The 18577-nt window shown below is 26.0% G+C and carries 27 protein-coding genes; 19 read left to right on the plus strand and 8 right to left on the minus strand.

Annotated elements, in window-relative coordinates:
- Window positions 1–161: 161 nt before the first annotated feature.
- The 6 genes from ACTCCZ_RS05680 (at window position 162) to ACTCCZ_RS05705 (ending at window position 4563) form a co-directional block, all read left to right on the plus strand.
- Window positions 162–1667, plus strand: coding sequence for an ATP-binding cassette domain-containing protein (locus ACTCCZ_RS05680; RefSeq protein ID WP_079578875.1), 1506 nt, complete (start codon window positions 162–164; stop codon window positions 1665–1667).
- Window positions 1648–1779, plus strand: coding sequence for a hypothetical protein (locus ACTCCZ_RS05685; protein WP_265734241.1), 132 nt, complete (start codon window positions 1648–1650; stop codon window positions 1777–1779). Before ACTCCZ_RS05680 ends, ACTCCZ_RS05685 begins: the two co-directional genes overlap by 20 nt.
- A gap of 166 nt (window positions 1780–1945) precedes the next feature.
- Entirely contained in the window at window positions 1946–2185 is a 240-nt protein-coding gene (locus ACTCCZ_RS05690; protein WP_079578877.1) for a helix-turn-helix domain-containing protein, read from the plus strand.
- Entirely contained in the window at window positions 2178–3317 is a 1140-nt protein-coding gene (locus tag ACTCCZ_RS05695; RefSeq protein ID WP_079578879.1) for a type II toxin-antitoxin system HipA family toxin, read from the plus strand. Before ACTCCZ_RS05690 ends, ACTCCZ_RS05695 begins: the two co-directional genes overlap by 8 nt.
- Before the next feature lie 11 nt (window positions 3318–3328).
- Window positions 3329–3784: a GNAT family N-acetyltransferase gene (locus ACTCCZ_RS05700; RefSeq protein WP_159445743.1), complete on the plus strand. Its 456-nt coding sequence runs from the start codon at window positions 3329–3331 to the stop codon at window positions 3782–3784.
- A gap of 62 nt (window positions 3785–3846) precedes the next feature.
- Window positions 3847–4563: an SIMPL domain-containing protein gene (locus tag ACTCCZ_RS05705; RefSeq protein ID WP_079578883.1), complete on the plus strand. Its 717-nt coding sequence runs from the start codon at window positions 3847–3849 to the stop codon at window positions 4561–4563.
- Here the strand turns inward: ACTCCZ_RS05705 and ACTCCZ_RS05710 are convergent.
- Entirely contained in the window at window positions 4552–5697 is a 1146-nt protein-coding gene (locus ACTCCZ_RS05710) for a N(5)-(carboxyethyl)ornithine synthase (RefSeq protein WP_079578885.1), read from the minus strand. The genes ACTCCZ_RS05705 and ACTCCZ_RS05710 overlap by 12 nt on opposite strands.
- A 129-nt stretch (window positions 5698–5826) precedes the next feature.
- On the minus strand, window positions 5827–6165 hold the full coding sequence (locus tag ACTCCZ_RS05715) for a YnfA family protein (protein WP_079578887.1): 339 nt from the start codon (window positions 6163–6165) through the stop codon (window positions 5827–5829).
- A 235-nt stretch (window positions 6166–6400) separates the two neighbouring features.
- On the opposite strand from ACTCCZ_RS05715, the gene ACTCCZ_RS05720 reads away from it, so the two are divergent.
- The 9 genes from ACTCCZ_RS05720 to ACTCCZ_RS05760 all read left to right on the plus strand — a co-directional run bounded on the left by ACTCCZ_RS05720 (window position 6401) and on the right by ACTCCZ_RS05760 (window position 11652).
- The gene (locus ACTCCZ_RS05720) at window positions 6401–6694 is read left to right on the plus strand and encodes a YciI family protein (protein ID WP_079578889.1); all 294 of its coding nucleotides are present in this window, start codon (window positions 6401–6403) and stop codon (window positions 6692–6694) included.
- 124 nt (window positions 6695–6818) lie between these two features.
- A complete protein-coding gene (gene nhaD, locus ACTCCZ_RS05725; protein WP_079578891.1) occupies window positions 6819–8186 on the plus strand; it encodes a sodium:proton antiporter NhaD in 1368 nt (455 codons plus the stop codon).
- Window positions 8187–8243: 57 nt separating this feature from the next.
- Complete coding sequence (locus ACTCCZ_RS05730) at window positions 8244–8942, plus strand: MOSC domain-containing protein (RefSeq protein WP_079578892.1); 699 nt, start codon at window positions 8244–8246, stop codon at window positions 8940–8942.
- Between the two features lie 79 nt (window positions 8943–9021).
- Window positions 9022–9366, plus strand: a complete 345-nt coding sequence (locus ACTCCZ_RS05735) for a zinc ribbon domain-containing protein YjdM (RefSeq protein WP_079578894.1) — start codon at window positions 9022–9024, stop codon at window positions 9364–9366.
- 10 nt (window positions 9367–9376) lie between these two features.
- Window positions 9377–10231, plus strand: a complete 855-nt coding sequence (locus tag ACTCCZ_RS05740) for a helix-turn-helix domain-containing protein (protein ID WP_079578895.1) — start codon at window positions 9377–9379, stop codon at window positions 10229–10231.
- A gap of 71 nt (window positions 10232–10302) precedes the next feature.
- The gene (locus ACTCCZ_RS05745) at window positions 10303–10596 is read left to right on the plus strand and encodes a putative quinol monooxygenase (RefSeq protein WP_079578897.1); all 294 of its coding nucleotides are present in this window, start codon (window positions 10303–10305) and stop codon (window positions 10594–10596) included.
- On the plus strand, window positions 10593–10967 hold the full coding sequence (locus tag ACTCCZ_RS05750; RefSeq protein ID WP_079578899.1) for a carboxymuconolactone decarboxylase family protein: 375 nt from the start codon (window positions 10593–10595) through the stop codon (window positions 10965–10967). The genes ACTCCZ_RS05745 and ACTCCZ_RS05750 overlap by 4 nt, the downstream gene beginning before the upstream one ends.
- Window positions 10957–11181, plus strand: a complete 225-nt coding sequence (locus ACTCCZ_RS05755) for a DUF2798 domain-containing protein (RefSeq protein WP_079578901.1) — start codon at window positions 10957–10959, stop codon at window positions 11179–11181. Before ACTCCZ_RS05750 ends, ACTCCZ_RS05755 begins: the two co-directional genes overlap by 11 nt.
- A gap of 72 nt (window positions 11182–11253) precedes the next feature.
- Window positions 11254–11652, plus strand: a complete 399-nt coding sequence (locus tag ACTCCZ_RS05760; RefSeq protein ID WP_079578903.1) for a hypothetical protein — start codon at window positions 11254–11256, stop codon at window positions 11650–11652.
- A gap of 46 nt (window positions 11653–11698) precedes the next feature.
- Here ACTCCZ_RS05760 and ACTCCZ_RS05765 read toward each other — a convergent pair whose 3' ends face one another.
- Window positions 11699–12433: a thioredoxin fold domain-containing protein gene (locus ACTCCZ_RS05765; RefSeq protein ID WP_079578905.1), complete on the minus strand. Its 735-nt coding sequence runs from the start codon at window positions 12431–12433 to the stop codon at window positions 11699–11701.
- A gap of 191 nt (window positions 12434–12624) precedes the next feature.
- Entirely contained in the window at window positions 12625–12876 is a 252-nt protein-coding gene (locus ACTCCZ_RS05770) for a DUF2116 family Zn-ribbon domain-containing protein (protein WP_079578907.1), read from the minus strand.
- Window positions 12877–13037: 161 nt separating this feature from the next.
- Here ACTCCZ_RS05770 and ACTCCZ_RS05775 point away from each other — a divergent pair, with 161 nt between their 5' ends.
- Window positions 13038–13589, plus strand: a complete 552-nt coding sequence (locus ACTCCZ_RS05775; RefSeq protein WP_196778275.1) for an HPP family protein — start codon at window positions 13038–13040, stop codon at window positions 13587–13589.
- On the opposite strand, the gene ACTCCZ_RS05780 is transcribed toward ACTCCZ_RS05775, so the two are convergent.
- Both ACTCCZ_RS05780 and ACTCCZ_RS05785 read right to left on the minus strand, forming a co-directional pair.
- Window positions 13586–14485 (minus strand): AEC family transporter, encoded by a 900-nt coding sequence (locus ACTCCZ_RS05780; protein ID WP_079578909.1) that lies wholly within the window; start codon window positions 14483–14485, stop codon window positions 13586–13588. The genes ACTCCZ_RS05775 and ACTCCZ_RS05780 overlap by 4 nt on opposite strands.
- Window positions 14486–14493: 8 nt before the next feature.
- Entirely contained in the window at window positions 14494–14871 is a 378-nt protein-coding gene (locus ACTCCZ_RS05785; RefSeq protein ID WP_079578911.1) for a winged helix-turn-helix transcriptional regulator, read from the minus strand.
- A 126-nt stretch (window positions 14872–14997) separates the two neighbouring features.
- Here ACTCCZ_RS05785 and ACTCCZ_RS05790 point away from each other — a divergent pair, with 126 nt between their 5' ends.
- The 3 genes from ACTCCZ_RS05790 to ACTCCZ_RS05800 are packed head-to-tail and all read left to right on the plus strand — an operon-like array spanning window position 14998 to window position 16535.
- Window positions 14998–15588 carry an NAD(P)H-dependent oxidoreductase gene (locus tag ACTCCZ_RS05790; RefSeq protein ID WP_079578913.1) on the plus strand — a complete coding sequence of 197 codons (591 nt, stop codon included), beginning with the start codon at window positions 14998–15000 and terminating at the stop codon, window positions 15586–15588.
- 8 nt (window positions 15589–15596) lie between these two features.
- Window positions 15597–15893, plus strand: a complete 297-nt coding sequence (locus tag ACTCCZ_RS05795; protein ID WP_079578915.1) for a putative quinol monooxygenase — start codon at window positions 15597–15599, stop codon at window positions 15891–15893.
- Window positions 15894–15929: 36 nt separating this feature from the next.
- On the plus strand, window positions 15930–16535 hold the full coding sequence (locus ACTCCZ_RS05800; protein WP_404320332.1) for an NAD(P)H-dependent oxidoreductase: 606 nt from the start codon (window positions 15930–15932) through the stop codon (window positions 16533–16535).
- A 15-nt stretch (window positions 16536–16550) separates the two neighbouring features.
- On the opposite strand, the gene ACTCCZ_RS05805 is transcribed toward ACTCCZ_RS05800, so the two are convergent.
- Entirely contained in the window at window positions 16551–17471 is a 921-nt protein-coding gene (locus tag ACTCCZ_RS05805; RefSeq protein WP_079578917.1) for a 3',5'-cyclic-nucleotide phosphodiesterase, read from the minus strand.
- 150 nt (window positions 17472–17621) lie between these two features.
- The gene (locus tag ACTCCZ_RS05810) at window positions 17622–18524 is read right to left on the minus strand and encodes an NAD(P)-binding protein (protein WP_079578919.1); all 903 of its coding nucleotides are present in this window, start codon (window positions 18522–18524) and stop codon (window positions 17622–17624) included.
- Between the last annotated feature and the right edge of the window lie 53 nt (window positions 18525–18577).

Below are 18577 nucleotides of genomic sequence, written 5' to 3' on the forward strand. Positions count from 1 at the left end.
CTCTAAGCTTAATCAACCTATTGGGATTTGAAGTAAGTGATAGACTCCTTGGAGATTTAATAAAACTTCATAATAAGTTCTATCATTGATCTAAAAAAAATGTGATCATCTTACTTATCTCTTTACTTGTAATTATACAAAATTTATTAGTAGGAATTTATATGCAATATCTACAAATAAATAATCTTACTTTTAAATACACAAGCAGTGAAATATTTTCAAATCTTAATTTGAGTTTTGAAAAGGGTTGGAGCTGTTTAGTTGGCTCAAATGGTTCAGGTAAAACCACACTTTTTAAACTTATTGCCAAAAGCTTAAAACCTCAAGAGGGAAATATCATTGGCAATGAATTGGGCTATTATTGTGAACAAGAACTTCATGAAAAACCAAATGGTTTTGATGATTTTATTTACACATACAATACAAAAACATTTAAGCTAAAAGAGTTGCTTCACATAGAAGATGAGTGGTTTTATAGGTGGGAAACTCTAAGTTTTGGGGAGCGAAAACGCATACAAATAGCGATTGCTCTTTTTTTAGAACCTGATGTTTTATTACTTGATGAACCAAGTAATCATCTGGATATAAAAACAAAAGAGATATTGATAAACAGTTTGAAAAACTTTAAAGGTATTGGTATTTTAATAAGCCATGATAGAGAACTTTTTAACTCTTTGTGTAATAACACAGTTATCATAAAAAATAAAAAAATCTATAACTATAAAACCACTTTCCAAAAGGCAACAGAAGAGTTAGATTTATATTTTAACTTTTTGCAAAAAGAGAATGATAATATAAACAATAAAGTGAAAAAACTACAAAACAATATTCAAGCACAAAAAGAGAAAGTTTCCCAATCTAAAAGCAGATTATCTAAGAGAAATGTAAATACAAAAGACAAAAGTTTAAAAGAGAAGATAAACTTAGCAAAACTTACAGGAAAAGATAAATCTGAGTCAAAACTTGTGACAAGTTTTTCTAAAAAAGCCCAAGAATTGTCCTCTAGAAGAAATGAAATAGAAAAAAGTTTTGACAAAGGTATTACTATAAAAGATAAAAACAGTAAAAAAGAGAACTTCTCTTTTCTTTTGCAAAAAGGTCAATTACCTTTAGGTGAAAAAAAGATTTTAAAAGTTGAAAATCTATCTTTAAATAAAGGTGATAAAATAGCAATAATAGGTGAAAATGGAGTGGGGAAAAGCAGTTTTTTAAAACTACTTATTTCAAAAATAACATCTCTTAAAAACTTTTTGTATCTTCCCCAAGAAATAGACTTAAAACAAAAAGAGAATCTTTTTGAAGCAATAAAAAGTTTGAACAATGAAAAAAAAGGTGAACTTTTTACTCTCATTCAAAGGTTGTCTTCAAATCCTAAAAATCTCTTAAACAATGAAAATGTAAGTTCTGGAGAGCTTAGAAAACTTTTTATTGCAAAGGCTTTATTGGATAATATACAACTTATAATATTAGATGAACCAACCAATCATATGGATATAGATTCAATACAATCTTTAGAACAAGCCTTAAAAGAGTATCAAAACACTCTAATTGTTGTAAGTCATGATAAAACTTTTGTAAAAAATATAAAAGCAAGGATTTATTCTATCACAAAAGGTGTAGATGATTTTTATGAGTTAAAGGAGTTAAATGCAAATAATACAATATGATAAAAAATATAAAAAAGAGATCCCAGAACTTTTTACCAATACTATTCATGAAACATGCAATAAAGAGTATACAAAAGAGCAATTAAAGGCTTGGCAAATCCAATTCAAGTAATGAAATTATTGCATGAGTAAAATAGACGATTATGAAAAAAGCTTTTTCTATATTCTTCTTTAACAACTAACAACTCAAAAAAATTAGTTGTATCATTTGTATAATATATTTGACAAAATATAAATAAAATTATAAAATGTCTAATATATTTTACAAAAGAGATAAAATGGATTTAAAAGAACTAGGATTAGAAATAAAAAAATATAGAAAAGAAAACTCTATATCTCAATCAAAGATTTGTGATGATTTAAAAATTTCACGAGCGACACTTTCTTCACTAGAAAATGGAAGAGGTGTGGATGTGGGGATAAAAAAAGTTATGCAAATACTTGATTATTTGGGGTATGAATTTTGTATTAAACAAAAAAGTCTATTTCCTACTTTAGAGGATTTGAGAAATGAATGATTTTTTAACTGTAAAGGTTGATTCTAAAGTATCAGGTATTTTGTCCTTTGAAGAAAATGAGTATATTTTTTCTTATAAAACTGAAGATAAAAAAGAGTTTATCTCACTTACTATGCCTGTTCGTGCTAAATCTTGGAATAGTAAAAATCTTCATCCTCTATTTGAAATGCACTTACCTGAGGGTTATTTATTATCTATAATCAAAAAGCATTTTTCAAAGTTCACAAAGACTGATGATTCTGGTTTATTAAAACTTATGTCACCAAGTATAAAAGGAAGAGTTTCTTATGAACAAGATTTAAAAGTAGAGTTAAAACCTCTTGTTTTAGATGATTTACTTCATTCTTCAAATGAAAAACTGTTTGATGAACTGGTATCTAGATTTGCTTTAAATTCACCAATTTCTGGAGTTCAACCAAAGGTTTTAGCTCAAATAGAAAACAAAGCTACATTAAAACTTGAAGATTATATTGTAAAGTCTTGGGGTGAAGAGTACCAAGAACTAGCGCTTAATGAATACTTGTGTATGAGAGTTGTTCAAAAAGCAAATATTTGCGTACCTGAATTTTATTTATCCCAAGATAGAAAACTTTTTATCATGAAAAGATTTGATATAAAAGAGGACAACACTTATTTAGGTTTTGAAGATATGTGCGTACTTTTTGGGAAAAATCGTGATGACAAATATGAAGGGACTTATGAACAAATAGCAAAAACCATAAAGACTTTTGTATCACCCAAATATAAAAAAGAGTCTTTATCAAACTTTTTTAAAATGATAGTTATAAATTTTTTATTAAAAAATGGAGATGCTCACCTTAAAAACTTTGGCTTGATTTATGAAGATATTTCAAATATAAGATTGGCTCCTGCTTATGATGTGGTAACTACAACAGTGTATATCAAAAATGATATACCAGCACTTCATCTTTTAGGAAGTAAAAAATGGTGGAAAGAAAAGCAACTTCTAAGGTTTGGTATAGAATTTTGTGATTTGACAGCAAAAGAGGTTAAAGAACTTTATGAACTATGTGTAAAAGCAAAAGATGAGATTATAGAAGAAGCAAAGAGTTATAAAAAAGATGAAGAACTATCAGAATTTATTGATAATTTGATTAAAAAATGGTCATAGAAAAAAATAAAATGCAAATAATAAATTACAATAAAAACTATTCAAAGCAAATACCTGAACTATTTACAAACAGCATTCACAAAACATGCAATAAAGATTATACAAAAGAGCAGTTAAATGCTTGGGCAAAGTTAGATATTGATTATGAGGCTTGGGAGAAAAGATTAGATAAAACAAAACCGTATTTAGCTATAGATGGTAAAAAGTTAGTTGGTTTTGCAGAGTTTTATGAAGATTATATTGATTGCTTTTATGTACATCATGAGTATCAAGGAAAAGGTGTTGGAAAAGCATTGTTACTTTATATTTTTAAAAAAGCAAGACAAAATGAGATGAAAAAATTAAGAGTTGATGCAAGTATTACTGCAAAATCTTTTTTTGAAAAGTATGGGTTTAAAGTAGTAAAGAAAAATATTATAAAAAGAGACAATCAATTACTTATTAATTATTTAATGACTTTTAATTAGAAAAATATTATAGTAATATGAATAGTTGAAATTTATTATTATAAGTAAAAAAAGGAAAGCAAATGCAACAAAGTAGTAAAACAAACTTTTTTATTTTAGGAATATTTATATTCCTAGGTTTAAGTACTTTAGGGTATTTTTTCAAAAATGCTGTTGTTGAGTATAAGCAGTATGATAGAACAGTAAAGGTAAAAGGTCTGTCGGAAAAAGAGTATAAAGCAGATATTGTTATTTGGCCAATTTCTTATACACAAGTTAGTAACAATCTTGAAGAGTTGTATAAAACAGTAGAGCAAAACAATAAAAAAATAGATGATTTTTTGAGTTCAAATGGTATAGAAAAAAGTGAAATAAGTTTTTCTGCTCCTATAATTACAGATAAAGTTGCACAACAGTATGGAAGTGAGAAGATAAACTATAGATATAATGCAAAACAAACAATAACTGTATATTCAAAAAATATTGATAAAGTAAGAGATGTAAAAAAATCTTTATCAAAACTTGGAAAACAAGGTATTGTTTTTTCAGGAAATGACTACAATAATAAAACAGAATATATTTTTACAAGATTAAATGAAGTAAAACCTAAAATGATAGAAGAAGCGACAAAAAAAGCAAGGGAAGTGGCTCAAAAATTTGCAATAGATTCAAATAGTAAATTAGGTAAGATAAAAAAAGCTTCACAAGGTCAATTTTCAATCTCACAAAGAGATAAAAACAACCCTCAAATAAAAAAAATAAGAGTTGTTTCAACAGTTGAGTATTATTTAACTGATTGATTTATGAGGATATATTTTTTCTCTATTTTGAAAAGATAAAACTAATTTATTAAGAATTGTTCCAGAATCTATATTTATAGCTTTTTGAATAGTTTGAGATTTGTGCCAATTTTCTTTGCCTGTTAAGAATATTGGTAAATATACAATTAAAGCAGCAGAAATAGAACGCGTAGCGCTTTCCCACAAGTAACTAGGCGTGTGATCTACTGCATAGTAATCTGTAGTATCATACTTAAACATTGGTTTTTTAAAAGTAGTAGGTTTTGCAAAGAAAAAACCCATTTTTTCATCACAACTAATATCTATAATTAGACTATTTGGCTTTAAAGATTGACTCTCTTTTTCAATTAGAAAATTAGTGGGATTTGTTGTATCTTGAAAAATTCCATTAACTATAATATCAGCTTTACTAATTAGTTCTTCAAGTGGTGTTACAAAACCATCATGTTCTACAACTTCCATTCGAGAATCATCTGAATTTCCTTCTTGTATTCTTACATAATGACAATCTAAAATCTCTTCTCTGACTTCATGATCTGGTCTTTGAACACAAATAGTAATATCTCTAAAACCATGTGCTTTTAAAGCATATATTGCACCACGACTAACTGCACCAAATCCAAAGATTATAGTTTTTCTTTGATTCCCATAATGTCCATCTATTCCTTTTAGTTGCAAAGCATGTAAAACAGCACAATATCCTGCCATTTCGTTATTTTTATAAAAGGTGTGTCTTCCTATTTGACCTGTGGGCGACCAAATAAACATATCTTCAAAGGCTATAAGTGTTAGTTTTCTTTCTATTGCAATTTGTGTTATATCTTCTTGTTGTACACAGTGTACATATCCCCAAAGTGTTCCACCAATCTTTAGCTCTTTTAAATCTTCAAGAATAGGTTTATTTATTATTACTGTTCCTATTTTTGATAATAAATTATGCCTTGTATCAACACCACCACTTAAAGCTATAATTTTTTCATCTGAAAAATCAAAAGGTTCACCATAGCCTTTTTCAAATATCATTTGTTCTCTTAAATTTTTTGGAATACGAATTAAATGTTCAGGGTGAATTGGAAGTCTTTTTTCATCTACTTTTTTAGAAGTTCCAATGACTCCTATTTTCAATTTATTCATCTTGTCTTTTCCTTTATTGAATAAGTAAGTATGACCTTATGGACGAAGATGTAAGTTCCGTAGATATGTCTGCTATCATCTTAGTCTATCTAAATAAAATTTTTAAAGCAAATGAACTATAAGAGTAATCTAATTATTTAAAAGCCTTTGGTTTCCAAGTAAAATTATACTAATACCTACAAAGATAATAAGTGAACCTGTAATATCATATTTTGAAAAACTTTGTTTCTCTACAAAAAAAAGCCAAGCCAAAGAAGATATAATATAAACACCACCATAAACAGCATAAGCTCGTCCAGCAAACTCCAAGTCTACTTTTGTAAGCAAAAATGCAAATAGTATAAGTGAAATAGTTCCAATAAAAAGCCAAAAAGATGATTTTTGAAGTTTAAATACCATCCAAAAACTATAACAACCAAGTATCTCAAAAAATGCTGCCAAAAAATATATACTAAACTCTTTTATCAAAAGAACTCCAAATGTTAATTTTAGTATTGAATATCATTACTAAATTGAACTTTATATAAACTATGATTAAAGAAAAATTAAAAATTTAATATATTGAGTTTTATGTAAATTATAAAAGAAGTTTGATAAACTAAAAAAATAATTCAGTATTTTTGTATGCCAAATATAATAACTGTATTATGTAGCTTTTAGATTTAGAATTAGTGATATTACACATTAATGAGGAGAGAATAAGATGTTTATAATTAATTTAAATTATGAAAAACCATTAGAAGAGGTTGATAAGTATTTAGATGCACACCTTAAATACTTAGAAGAACAATATAGCTTAGGAAACTTTGTAGCTTCAGGTAAAAAAATACCAAGAACAGGTGGAGTTATCCTTTCAAAAATGAATTTTTTAACAGATTTAAAAAAGGTTTTAAGACAAGACCCTTTTCATAAAGCAAATTTAGCAACTTACGAAATTACTGAGTTTGTTCCTTCAATGACAGCAAAAGAGTTTGAGGGTTTAAAAGAACTTACATAAATAACTTATTAACTTAGAAGTTTAAACTTCTAAGTTAATTTCTACTAAATACAAAAAATTTACAAAAAATGTGATATTATTTCTGTTGATTTTAATACTATTACTTACAATATCAAGGAGAATTATGTTTAAAATTTTTATAATTTTAATATTGTGTGTATTTAATGTTGCATATGCAACTAATGCAGAACAAATAAATTTAGTCGATACTTGGGTTGGTATAACAACTCTTGGTGTTTTTATTGTTGGATATTATGTGATTGCAAATGAAGAAAAATATGATGTAGATAAATCACTTCCTGCACTTTTTGTAGGTATATTTACATTTTTATTGATTGCAGTTTATTTTATACTAAATGGTTTGGATATAAAGCTTGTACATGAAGAAGCTGAAAATGTTATTCTTGAAATTGCAGAGATATTTTTCTTTTTATTTGTAGCAATGACATATATTGAATCATTAATTTATATGGGTGTTTTTGATAAATTAAAATATAATCTTGTATCAAAAGGATTTACTTATAAAAAACTTTTTTGGGCAACAGGTTTTATTGCTTTTTTCTTATCTCCAATTGCTGATAATTTAACAACAGCACTTATTTTGTCAACTGTTTTAATAACTATTGAAAAACATAAAAAAGAGTTTTTAGTTCCAGGTGCTATAAATATAGTAGTTGCTGCAAATGCAGGAGGTGCTTGGTCGCCTTTTGGTGATATTACTACACTTATGGTATGGAGCTCAGGAAAAGGTGATTTTCTAGATTTTATTTATCTATTTCCAGCTTCAATTGTAGGATATTTGATTACTGCTTTTTTACTCTCTCTTGTTGTACCAAATACAAAACCAGAATTTGATGCAAATATACCTATTCCTAAGATGAAAGAGGGTGCAAAAGCTATAATAATACTTGGAATTTTAACAATTGTTATGGCGGTAGTTTCTCATCAAGTTTTAGATTTTCCAGCTATGTGGGGAATGATGGGTGGATTGGTTTTATTGAAAATATATTCATATAAACTAAAAAAAGAGTATGGAAGTGAGCATTTTGATATATTTCAATCTATGTCAAAAATAGAAAATAATACACTTATGTTTTTCTTTGGTATTTTAGCAGCTGTTGGTGCATTGTATTTTGTTGGTTGGCTAACACTTGCTTCTGTAATTTATGAGCCAAATTATTTAGGAGCAACATATTCAAATATTGCAGTTGGTTTTTTATCAGCAATAGTTGATAATGTTCCTGTAATGTCAGCAATATTAAAAGCAAATCCAAATATGGATCATGCAAATTGGTTATTAGTTACATTAACAGCTGGAATTGGAGGTTCATTGATCTCATTTGGTAGTGCTGCTGGAGTAGGGGTTATGGGTAAATTAAAAGGTATTTATACATTTAATAGCCATATGAAATATGCATGGATGATACTACTTGGTTATTTTGTATCTATTGCTATTTGGTATGTACAATTTGATATTTTGAAGTTTTATTAATCATAATTTTAAACTACTATATTATTATAGTAGTTTAATTAAGTTCAAGGAGGAATAATGCAAAAAATCGCAGAAGTTTTATATGTAAAAGTAGGTAAGGTTCAAACAACTACATTAAAAAATAGCAAAAGAAAAGAGTTAGTAACTGCTATGAAAAAACATCCTGTAAAAGAAGCTTTTCTAACTAAAACAGGATTTAATCAAGATGAACAAGCTGATTTAAAACATCATGGTGGAGAAAATAAAGCACTATTTATGTTTTCAAAAAGAAGTTATGAAACAATAAATCAAAATTGCAATACAAATTTTAAAGTTGATGAAGTGGCAAACTTAGGAGAAAATCTAATATTATCTGATGTTTGTGAAGATGATATATGTGTAGGAGATATTTTTAATATAGGTGAAGCACAAGTACAAATAACTCAACCAAGACAACCTTGTTGGAAGTTAAGTGCAAGCACAAAAATAAAACAGATGACAAAGTTTATTTTTAATAGTGGTCTTACAGGTTGGTATGCAAAGGTTTTAAAAGAGGGAACTATAAAACAAAGTGATTTTTTAATTTTAATAAAAAGAGAAGAACCTTTACTTACCATATCTAAATTAAATAGTCTAATCTTAGATGTAAATAGTGATAAAGAAGCAACTTTAAAAGCTTTAAGTAGCGAGTTCTTAGGCAAACCTTTTAAAGCATCACTTGAAAAAAGATATAACTTAGGACAAAATGATAAACAGTTTGATATTTATCATACTTAATAACAATAAAATTTTCGAATTAATCACAAAAGGCGTTTTATTGTATAATACGCTTTCAAATAAAAGTTAAAGGAAATAAATGGAGCAATTACCAAACTGTCCAAAATGTAATAGCGAATATACTTATGAAGATGGAAGCTTACTTGTATGCCCAGAGTGTGCACATGAGTGGTCTTTAAATGATACACAAGAAGATGAAGATATTTTAGTTGTAAAAGATGCAAATGGTACACTTTTAAATGATGGAGATGATGTAACAGTTATAAAAGATTTAAAAGTAAAAGGAAGCTCTTCTGGTATAAAAGTTGGAACAAAAATCAAAGGTATTAGACTTGTTGATGGAAATGATGGTCATAATATTGATTGTAAAGTGCCAGGTGTTGGTGCAATAAAATTAAAACAAGAGTTTGTTAAAAAACAATAATTTAATATAGATGATTATTACCTTACCTAATTATATATTTGAAAATAAGCACTTATACCAAATAATAAATGACGACTCTGTTATTGCCTCAAAATCATCTATTTATAAAAAAGATATGATGTCTTTGAGAAATAGTATGCATTTGGTTATTTTGCTAGTAAATGGTAGTAAAATTTTACATCTTAAAAATAGTGATATTACAATTAATAGTACAGATATACTCTATTTATCACAATCTAGTTATTTCATGAGTGAAATAACTGGAGATAAAAATAATTTTGAATCTATATTGATATTTTTTGATGATGAATATGTATTTAATTTTATTAAAAAATATAATATTATCTTAGATACAATTGAAAAAAAAGATGTTTTAGTATTAAATAGAGATCATTTCATAAATAATTGTGTGAATATTGTAAATCAATTTTTCCAAACTAGTATAAATAATAGCCTTGATTTAGTAAAACTAAAACTAGATGAATTGTTTTTATATTCTCTTTCGAAAGATAAAGAAAGATTTAGTGCTTTTTTAAATAAAATTATACAAACAAAATCTTCAAGAACAAAATATATTTTAGAAGAAAATCTTGATATTATAAATAATGTTGATGATATGTGCAAACTTACTAGGCTTAATTCAAAAGCCTTAAGAAAAGAGATGATTAGGTTATATAATAAAAATCCAAAAGAGTGGCTAGATGAAAAAAGACTTTCTCTTGCTAAAACACTTCTTAAAAATACTCAAAAAAGTGTATCTCAAATAGCAACCTCATGTGGATATTCAAGTGTTTCATGGTTTATCATACAATTTAAAAAATATTATAAAACTACCCCTTTACTTTATAGGGAACAAAACTTATAAAAATAGAAACTTTTCTTATACCTTATTTTTCTAGTTTTTTCTATAATCTTCTAAATTTAAAAGGAGTTTATATGAAAACTACAGTATTTATTTTCGCTACATTACATCCTAAAAAGGATAGTTTTGAAAAAGTAAGTGAGATAATAAAATCAATTATTGATAATACAAGAAAAGAAATAGGGTGCATAGAATTTAATTTATGTGAAGATTTTGAAAAGAAAAAATTATATTTATATGAGCAATGGAGAGATGAGTTATCTATAACAAAGCACTTTACCTATGATTATACTTTAAAAGCAATTGAAAATTTAAAAGATTATCAGGAAAAAGAGACTGAGGTAATAAAAATGAAGAAGATAAAATGAAATCAGAAAGATATAACAAAGGTTGGGAAAAGTTAAAAGAAGTAGATGGTAGTGCAGGGGAAAAAGTAATTGAGTCATTAAAGGATATTGCTCCAGAGTTTGCAGATTTACTTATTGAGTTTCCTTTTGGAGATATTTATTCAAGAGATAAGTTAGATTTAAAATCAAGAGAAATTGCAACTATTGCTGCACTTACCGTGATGGGTAATGCTACAGAACAATTAAAAGTACATATTCATGCAGGATTAAATGTGGGGTGTACTAAAGAAGAAATTGTTGAGATTATAATACAAATGTCAGTTTATGGTGGCTTTCCTTGTGCTCTAAATGGTTTATTTGCAATAAAGGAAATATTTAATAATGATAAATAAAAGATATGAATTTTATATTTTTAGTTTTCTAGTAACTATGTTTATGTCATTTATTATTTCTGCTATTTTAATAATTATAAACTTAGGATTTACAAATGAGTTTTTATTACTTTTGTTAAATGCTTGGTGGAAAGCATGGATAGTAGCTTTTTTTTCTGTTATTTTTATAATTCCTTTCGTTAGAAAGATAATGAAAAAAATTATAAGATATTAAAGTAGTAATTTTATGTTTCAAGTTTATTTATATTATTACTACATGGTATAATAATCTAATAAAAGGAGTTTTATGGAAAAAAATGAAAAAAAAGAGTTAATAAAGAAAATATTTTCAGAAGTATTAGGTGCTTCTAGTGTAGATACTAAAATTATAGAAAAATATATCTCTTTTGATTATATACAAAATGTAGATGGTAATACTTTAGATTATGATGGATTTATAAATCATATGAAAAAACAAAAAGAGGTTATCAAATCTTTAGATGTTGATTTTTTGGCTATTGCACAAGATGGTGAAAATGTTTTTACAAATCACATAGTAACAGCTGTTAAAAAAGATGAAAGTATAGTAAAAGTAAAAGTTATAGCACAATTTGTAATCAAAAATAATTTATTAGTAAAGTGTGATGAACTAACACAAATGCTATCAGGTAAAGAAGAGGATAAAGATATAGGTTCAAGACATTGAGTTTTGATGAAATATTTATAAAATAAACCACAAAATGTGGTTTATTTTATTGTAAGTCAATATTGTATTTTTTCAATAATTCTACCCAAACAATTTTTTTGCCATCTTTATTAAAAAGAGTAGGTGTTCCTCTTATATTTAATTTTTGAGCAATAATCATCTGTTCTTCTAAACTCTTTTCAAGTTTTGCTAACTCATCTTTTGAGATTTTTCTATTTTTAAACTCTTTTGAATCAGCATTTGTATTTAGCATAGCTTTGATTTTTTCTTCATTTGTGTTTTTACTCATAAAATATATAGATAAATCTCTTGCATTATTATGAAAACTTAATGGGAAGAAAAATACTCTAATTTTTACATGTTTTTCAAGTTTTGGAAAAAATGATTCTAGTTTTTTACAATATGGGCATTCAGGATCAGTAAATAATATATACTCATCTTTTCCACTTCCATAAGTTAAAGCTTCTTTTCCAATTGTATTTGATAAATCAACAGGTAAAGTAATAGCATCACCACTATTTACATCCATTACATTTCCAGCAATTAGAACTTTTTTATCTTTTGTTAAAAATAATTCTTGAGGTTTTCCTTGAATTATTGAATCAAGTATATAAATACTACCCATATCAAAAGCTTTGTTAACTTTAATATCTGCTTTTTGTAGAAGATTTAAGTTATTGATTTGTTTTATCTCTTCTTTTGTAACTTCTTTTGGTTCATAAGCATTTAGCACACTAAGAAAAGAAAACACTAATAAACTTAATTTTAAGATTTTTGTCATATAAGTTCCTATTATATAAAATTTATCTGTATATGATACACAAAGTTTGTTTAGATTGTGTAAAAGAATAAGAAAAATTAATAATTTATGATAAAAATTTGGCAATAATCATGTATATGTTAGTTGTGTTACAACAAAATTAAGAGCTAAAGATTTTAAAAGAAGAGTTTTATTAGTTAATATATTTGAAGTTAGTATCCGTACTCTTCTTTAAGTTTGTCAATTTTGTTTCTTATTAAACTCTCTTTCCAACCATGTCTTCTTGCAAAATTAGAAATTTCTTTGTCTCTTTGCTCTTTATTGCAAAATACAAAGATTCTTTTAATAAAAGGTTTTGGTATTTGAATTGCTACCATTTGAAAATAATTGTCTTTACAATCTCTTGAACAAAAGACTTTACTTATTGATATTTTCTTTTGACAGTAGGGACAATGATTAGACATAAATATCCTTTTTTGTATTTTAAAATTTGGAGTATAACAAATAAACTTTAAATGCAACTAAGTTGCCAGCTAAATATTACAATAATTAATTAGTTTTGATATAAATCATACAAATATTTCATTTTTTTGTTTAAAATCTTAAAAATTTTAGAGGCTTGTATATGATTCAAAAATATTTTCACAGAATGAAATCAAAATCAAAAAAAGAATCAAGAAAACCAATAAGTAAAATCTTATGGTCGTTTATTGGTTCATTTTTAGGAATATATTTTATTGCTGTATTTGGAAAATGGTTCTCTATTGAAGATAGCTTTTTTTTACTTGGTTCTTTTGGAGCTTCTGCTGTACTTGTATATGGAGCACCACAAGCACCTTTTTCTCAACCACGAAATTTAATTGGTGGGCATATTTTATCTGCTTTAGTCTCTGTTTGTGTTGTAAAAGTTTTTTTAGGAGTTCTTTCTTTAGAAATATTGTGTGCGCTTAGTGTCTCTTTGTCTATATTACTTATGCATTATAGCTGTACTATGCATCCTCCAGGTGGAGCAACTGCACTTATTTATGTAATAGGTAGTAATCAAATTCAAGAATTAGGATGGTTGTATCCTTTTACTCCAATTGCAATAGGTGCATTACTAATGCTACTTGTAGCACTATTTGTAAATAACCTATCGCAAAATGAAAAAAGGCATTATCCAACTTATTGGATTTAAAGTATCCTTGAAATTACATATGTAGTTAAAAAAGATATAACTATACCATAACCAACAATAGCAGTACTAAGTCTTGGTGCAAGACCAACCATAGCTGCTATTGCACCTGCTGTTATCATAGGTGACATACCAGCTTCTAATATTGATACATCACTAGCTAAGGTGTGTTGCCAACCAAATAGTACTGCTACAAAATATGCAATTATTGGACCAATAATTAGTTTAATAATAAGTGCAATACTTAAAGGTTGTAAATCTGATTTTGGCATTTTAAATTTTAGTTGTAAACCAACTGCTACTAAAGCAACAGGAATAAGTGTATAAGAGAAATCTTTTAGTATACTAGTTACTAAAGGTGGAAACTCTACACCTAAAAAACAAAATGCAACAATAAGCGACATAAAAGGTGGAAAAGTAATTACTTTTTGAACAATAATTCTAGGAGTTGTTTTTTTATTATTTGAATATAAAGCTGTAATTAATGTTCCATAAGTTGCAAGTGCTATAAATGTTCCTAATTGATCATAAATAATTACATAAGGAATAGCTTTTTCTCCTATGTAGGTATTTAATAAAGGAATACCAGCAATTGAACTATTTGATAAAACTGCTACTAAGAGCAAAGAACCTGTTATCTCTTTAGACCATTTGAAATATTTAGAAAAAAGTAGTACCACTCCAGCACTTAAAAGCATAACAAACCATGCAATTACAGCTGGAATAATAATATCAATTGAGATGTTTAGTTTTGGTACTTGCAATAAAATTATTGCAGGTAGTGAGATGTATATAATATATTGATTTAAAATTATTGGAGTCTCTTGAGAAAAAATCTTAAATTTTTGAAGAGCATATCCAATAAGTATAGCAATAATAATTAAAACGAAATTTTCCATTTTATTTACTATTTTGAGATTTTAAATTCTGCATCACACAGATTGTCATTTGTTAATTCACCATAATCTTCAACATATTTAATACCCCATTTATACATCTCTTTTAAAACGGGTTTAAGTTGTTCTCCTATTGGAGTTAAAGAGTAAACAACTTTTGGTGGTACTTCTGGGAAAACTTCTCTATTAATAATATTTTTTTCCTCTAACTCTTTTAATTTTACAGTTAGAGTTTTTTGTGTTATTTCTGCAATATCTTCATGTAAGTCTTTAAACCGTTTACTATTATCTAACAAATGCCAGATAACAGCTAATTTCCATCTATCGTTAAATATATCAAGAGTAACTGCTACTGAGCACTTATACTCTTTATTATTTATAAAATACATTATTAAATCCTTTAAAGATTGAAATTATAGCATAAAGTATATTAAACATCCTTACTTACCTAAAGTAAAGTAAGGGTAATTTAAGTTTATTACATATATAATTTTCAAAATATATTAGGAGAATTTATGAAAAATGTACTTATTATAAATGGACATCAAAGATATGATGAGATTGCTGAGGGTAAATTAACACAAACTTTTATAGATAAAGCACAAGATTTTTTTGAAAATAATAATTTTGAGGTAAAACATAGTGTTGTTGAGAGTGATTATAATATAAAAGAAGAATTAGAGAAATTTAAATGGGCAGATTATATTTTATTTCAATATCCAGTTTACTGGATGGGTGTTCCTTGGCTTACTAAAAAATATATGGATGAGATATTTTCAGGGGGAAATAATACAGTTACTTTTGTAAATGATGGAAGAAGTAGAAGTGATAGTAGTAAAAAATATGGTAGTGGTGGATTAATGACAAATAAAAAATATATGCTTTCATTAACTTATAATTGCCCAAGTAGTGAATTTAATAATAAAGATGGTTTTTTTGATGGTTTAACTCTTGATGAAGCAAATGTAGCAGTACATAAAACTTTTCAATTTTGTGGTGCAAAACCACTTCAAACTTATGCAATTCATGATATTTTTAAAACGCAATTAGATATAAATAGTGAATTAAAGAAATTTGAAGATATACTAACAAAAAATTTTTTATAGGACAAAAAATGGAAAATATTATAGTTATTGCAAAAATTAAAATAAAACCAGAGTTTGAAAAAGAAGTTTTCAATGAACTTACAAAACTTCATAAACAAACACATGCAAATGATGATGGTTGCATAAAATACGATTTACATAAAGATTTAGAAGAAAAAAATAGTTATACTTTTATAGAAATTTGGGAAAGTAAAGAGGATTTAACAATACATGAAAATAAACCTCATTTCAAAGAGTTTTTAGTAAATATTGAAGATAAACTAGAAAATGTAGAAATTAATAAATTAGAAAAACTATCAATATAAGGAGATAAAGTGATTAAAGAAGAGTTTTTAAAAGCGATGGATTTTAGACATGCTTGTAAGGTTTTTGATGATACAAAAAAAATACCAGAAGAGGATTTGAAGTTTATTTTAGAAGTAGCTAGAAAATCACCTTCATCATTTGGGATGGAGCCTTGGAAATTTTTAGTAGTACAAAATCAAGAATTAAAAGAAAAAATTAGACCTACTTGTTGGAACCAAGTTCAAATTACATCATGCAGCGATTTAGTAATTGTTTTAGCAAAAATTGAAGATGTTAAGGTTGAAAGTGGTGTGCCTGAAAAAAGATTTGGAAGAAGACCAATGCCACAAGAAAAAAAAGATTTTTATATTAATCTTTATGCAAATCATTTAAAAGATACTTTAAGTAGTGATAAAAATATTTATGAGTGGACTGCAAGACAGACTTATATTGCAGTGGGAAATATGATGACAGCTGCTGCTGCTATTGGAGTTGACTCTTGTCCTATTGAAGGCTTTGAAAAAGATAAGTTAGAAAAAATATTAGAACTTGATACTACAAAATATCAAGTAGCTATGGTTTTACCTTTTGGATATAGATTAAATGAACAATCTGATCAGTTAAGACTAAGTTTTGATGAAGTAGTTGAATTCGTAAAATAAAAGAGAATTTCTCTTTTATTTTACTTTCTCTTTCTCTTTTTGAACTTTTTGTATGATTTTATCAAAATCTTCTTTACTAGTCATATTTTCAAATATTTTTTTCAAATGATACTTTGTACTATTTTCATAAATTAATCTTTTTTGTTTTTTTGTAGTTTCTAAATTTAAAATATCACCATCATTTAGCAATTGAATATTGTATTTGCTATTTAACTCTTCAAGCTCTTTTTTTATCTCTTTTACATAAGATGGCTTAAGATGATTTATGTATATGCAAATATCATCTCTTTTTAATTTTTTTAGTTCTTCTAGTAAATCTTTTAAGGTTAAATGATTACTTTTTTTAGCAATATTTGCAAGACGAGAGGGAAATGAAACATCAATTATTAGAGTTTTTATAGATTTATTTAGATTTAATTCTTCCCAAATAGTATCACATTTATATGTATCTGCTGTAAAAAGTACTGCATGATTTTTCTTTTTTATTACATATCCACAGCTAGAAATTGTATGATTTGTCTTAATTGCTTTAATAGAAAAATCATCAAATTTTATTGTTTCATTTGCTTTTATTTCTATAAATTCTATTGCTTTTAATTTTTTATTTATAAGATTTATTTGTGAAAAATCTGGCCATATATCAAAATTGAAAAGGTGTTTTTTTAGATGAATTATTGTTTCTTTTAAAGCATAAATTTTAATAGGTATTTCTTTTTTTTCAAAAAATGCATCTATTAAAAAAGGTATATCAACAATATGGTCAAGATGAGAGTGTGTTAAAAATATCTTATTAATATATTTAGCATCTTTTCCTATTCCTTTCAATATATTCCCTGCATCAATTGTAGTGTGCTTATCTATTTGAATACTGGTGTTATTTATATCAACACCTTTACCTCCATAAGCTCCAAGAACTCTAATACTTTTTTCTAGCATTTTACACCTTATTTTAAAACTAAAATATTATAACTAAGTTTATGTGATAGTAAGTTTAGTATACTTTTGTATACTCTTATTACTATTAAGAAAACTACAAAATGTAATAAAATTAAATTTATTATACAAACTGTATTTAAGAAATGTATATTATATATTATCTGCTAATTTTGTAGAACTTAAAAAAGATGCTTCGATATTCTTATTAGAAAAGTAATCTCCACATATTCCAAGAGATTGTTTTTTGTCAAAAATAAAATCTTTTTTGAGATGATTTTTTGCAAAAGCATATTTCCATAGATGTGGTAAAATTATAAAATCTTTATCAATTTCAATATGAAGTTTTCTTAGTTTCTTAATTACTTTTTCTTCTAGTTTTTCTTTTGTTTTTTCATTGTTTTTTGTAGAAAAAGATTCATTTGCATGTAATACAAAACTACTAAAATTATCATAATTATACTTCTTTGAATTATCAATAATTTTTTTAAATAAATTGATATTTTTTAATCCCTTATGAAGTGACAAGTTTTTATTACCATATAAAATTAAAGTGAAAACACTATCATATTTTATTGATGATAAATCTTGTTTTATTTGTTCATTTAAGTTTATGTTTAACTCTAAAATTTGAACAGCAGGAATTGTAATAAGTAAGATATCAAAATTTTCATAGATATTGTTTTGAGTGTCGATTAAATTCCATTTTTTATTTTCATATTTACAAGTTGTAATTTTTATATTTGTTTTTAAATCTTCTTTATTTATTAAAGAAGAACAAACTTTATTTATTCCTTTTGTTGGTATATAAAATTTCTTATATTTTTTTAATATTTTTTGTTTTACTAATCTATTACAAAAATCAATAAAATTTTGATTTTTTGCTTCAAAGTATGGTGTTCCATGGTCACAAAAATTATCATTTATATATTTTGTACTTAATCTTCCACCTGTTCCTCTTGATTTTTCAAAAATAGTAATTTGATGATTTTCTTTTATGAGTTTATTGTATAGTAAACATCCACTAAATCCAGCACCAACTATTGCAATATTCATAAAAAACCTTTTTTATTTAAGTTTATCACTTAAAAAAGGTTTTTTGTATATAA

The organism is Malaciobacter sp., from assembly GCF_055140965.1.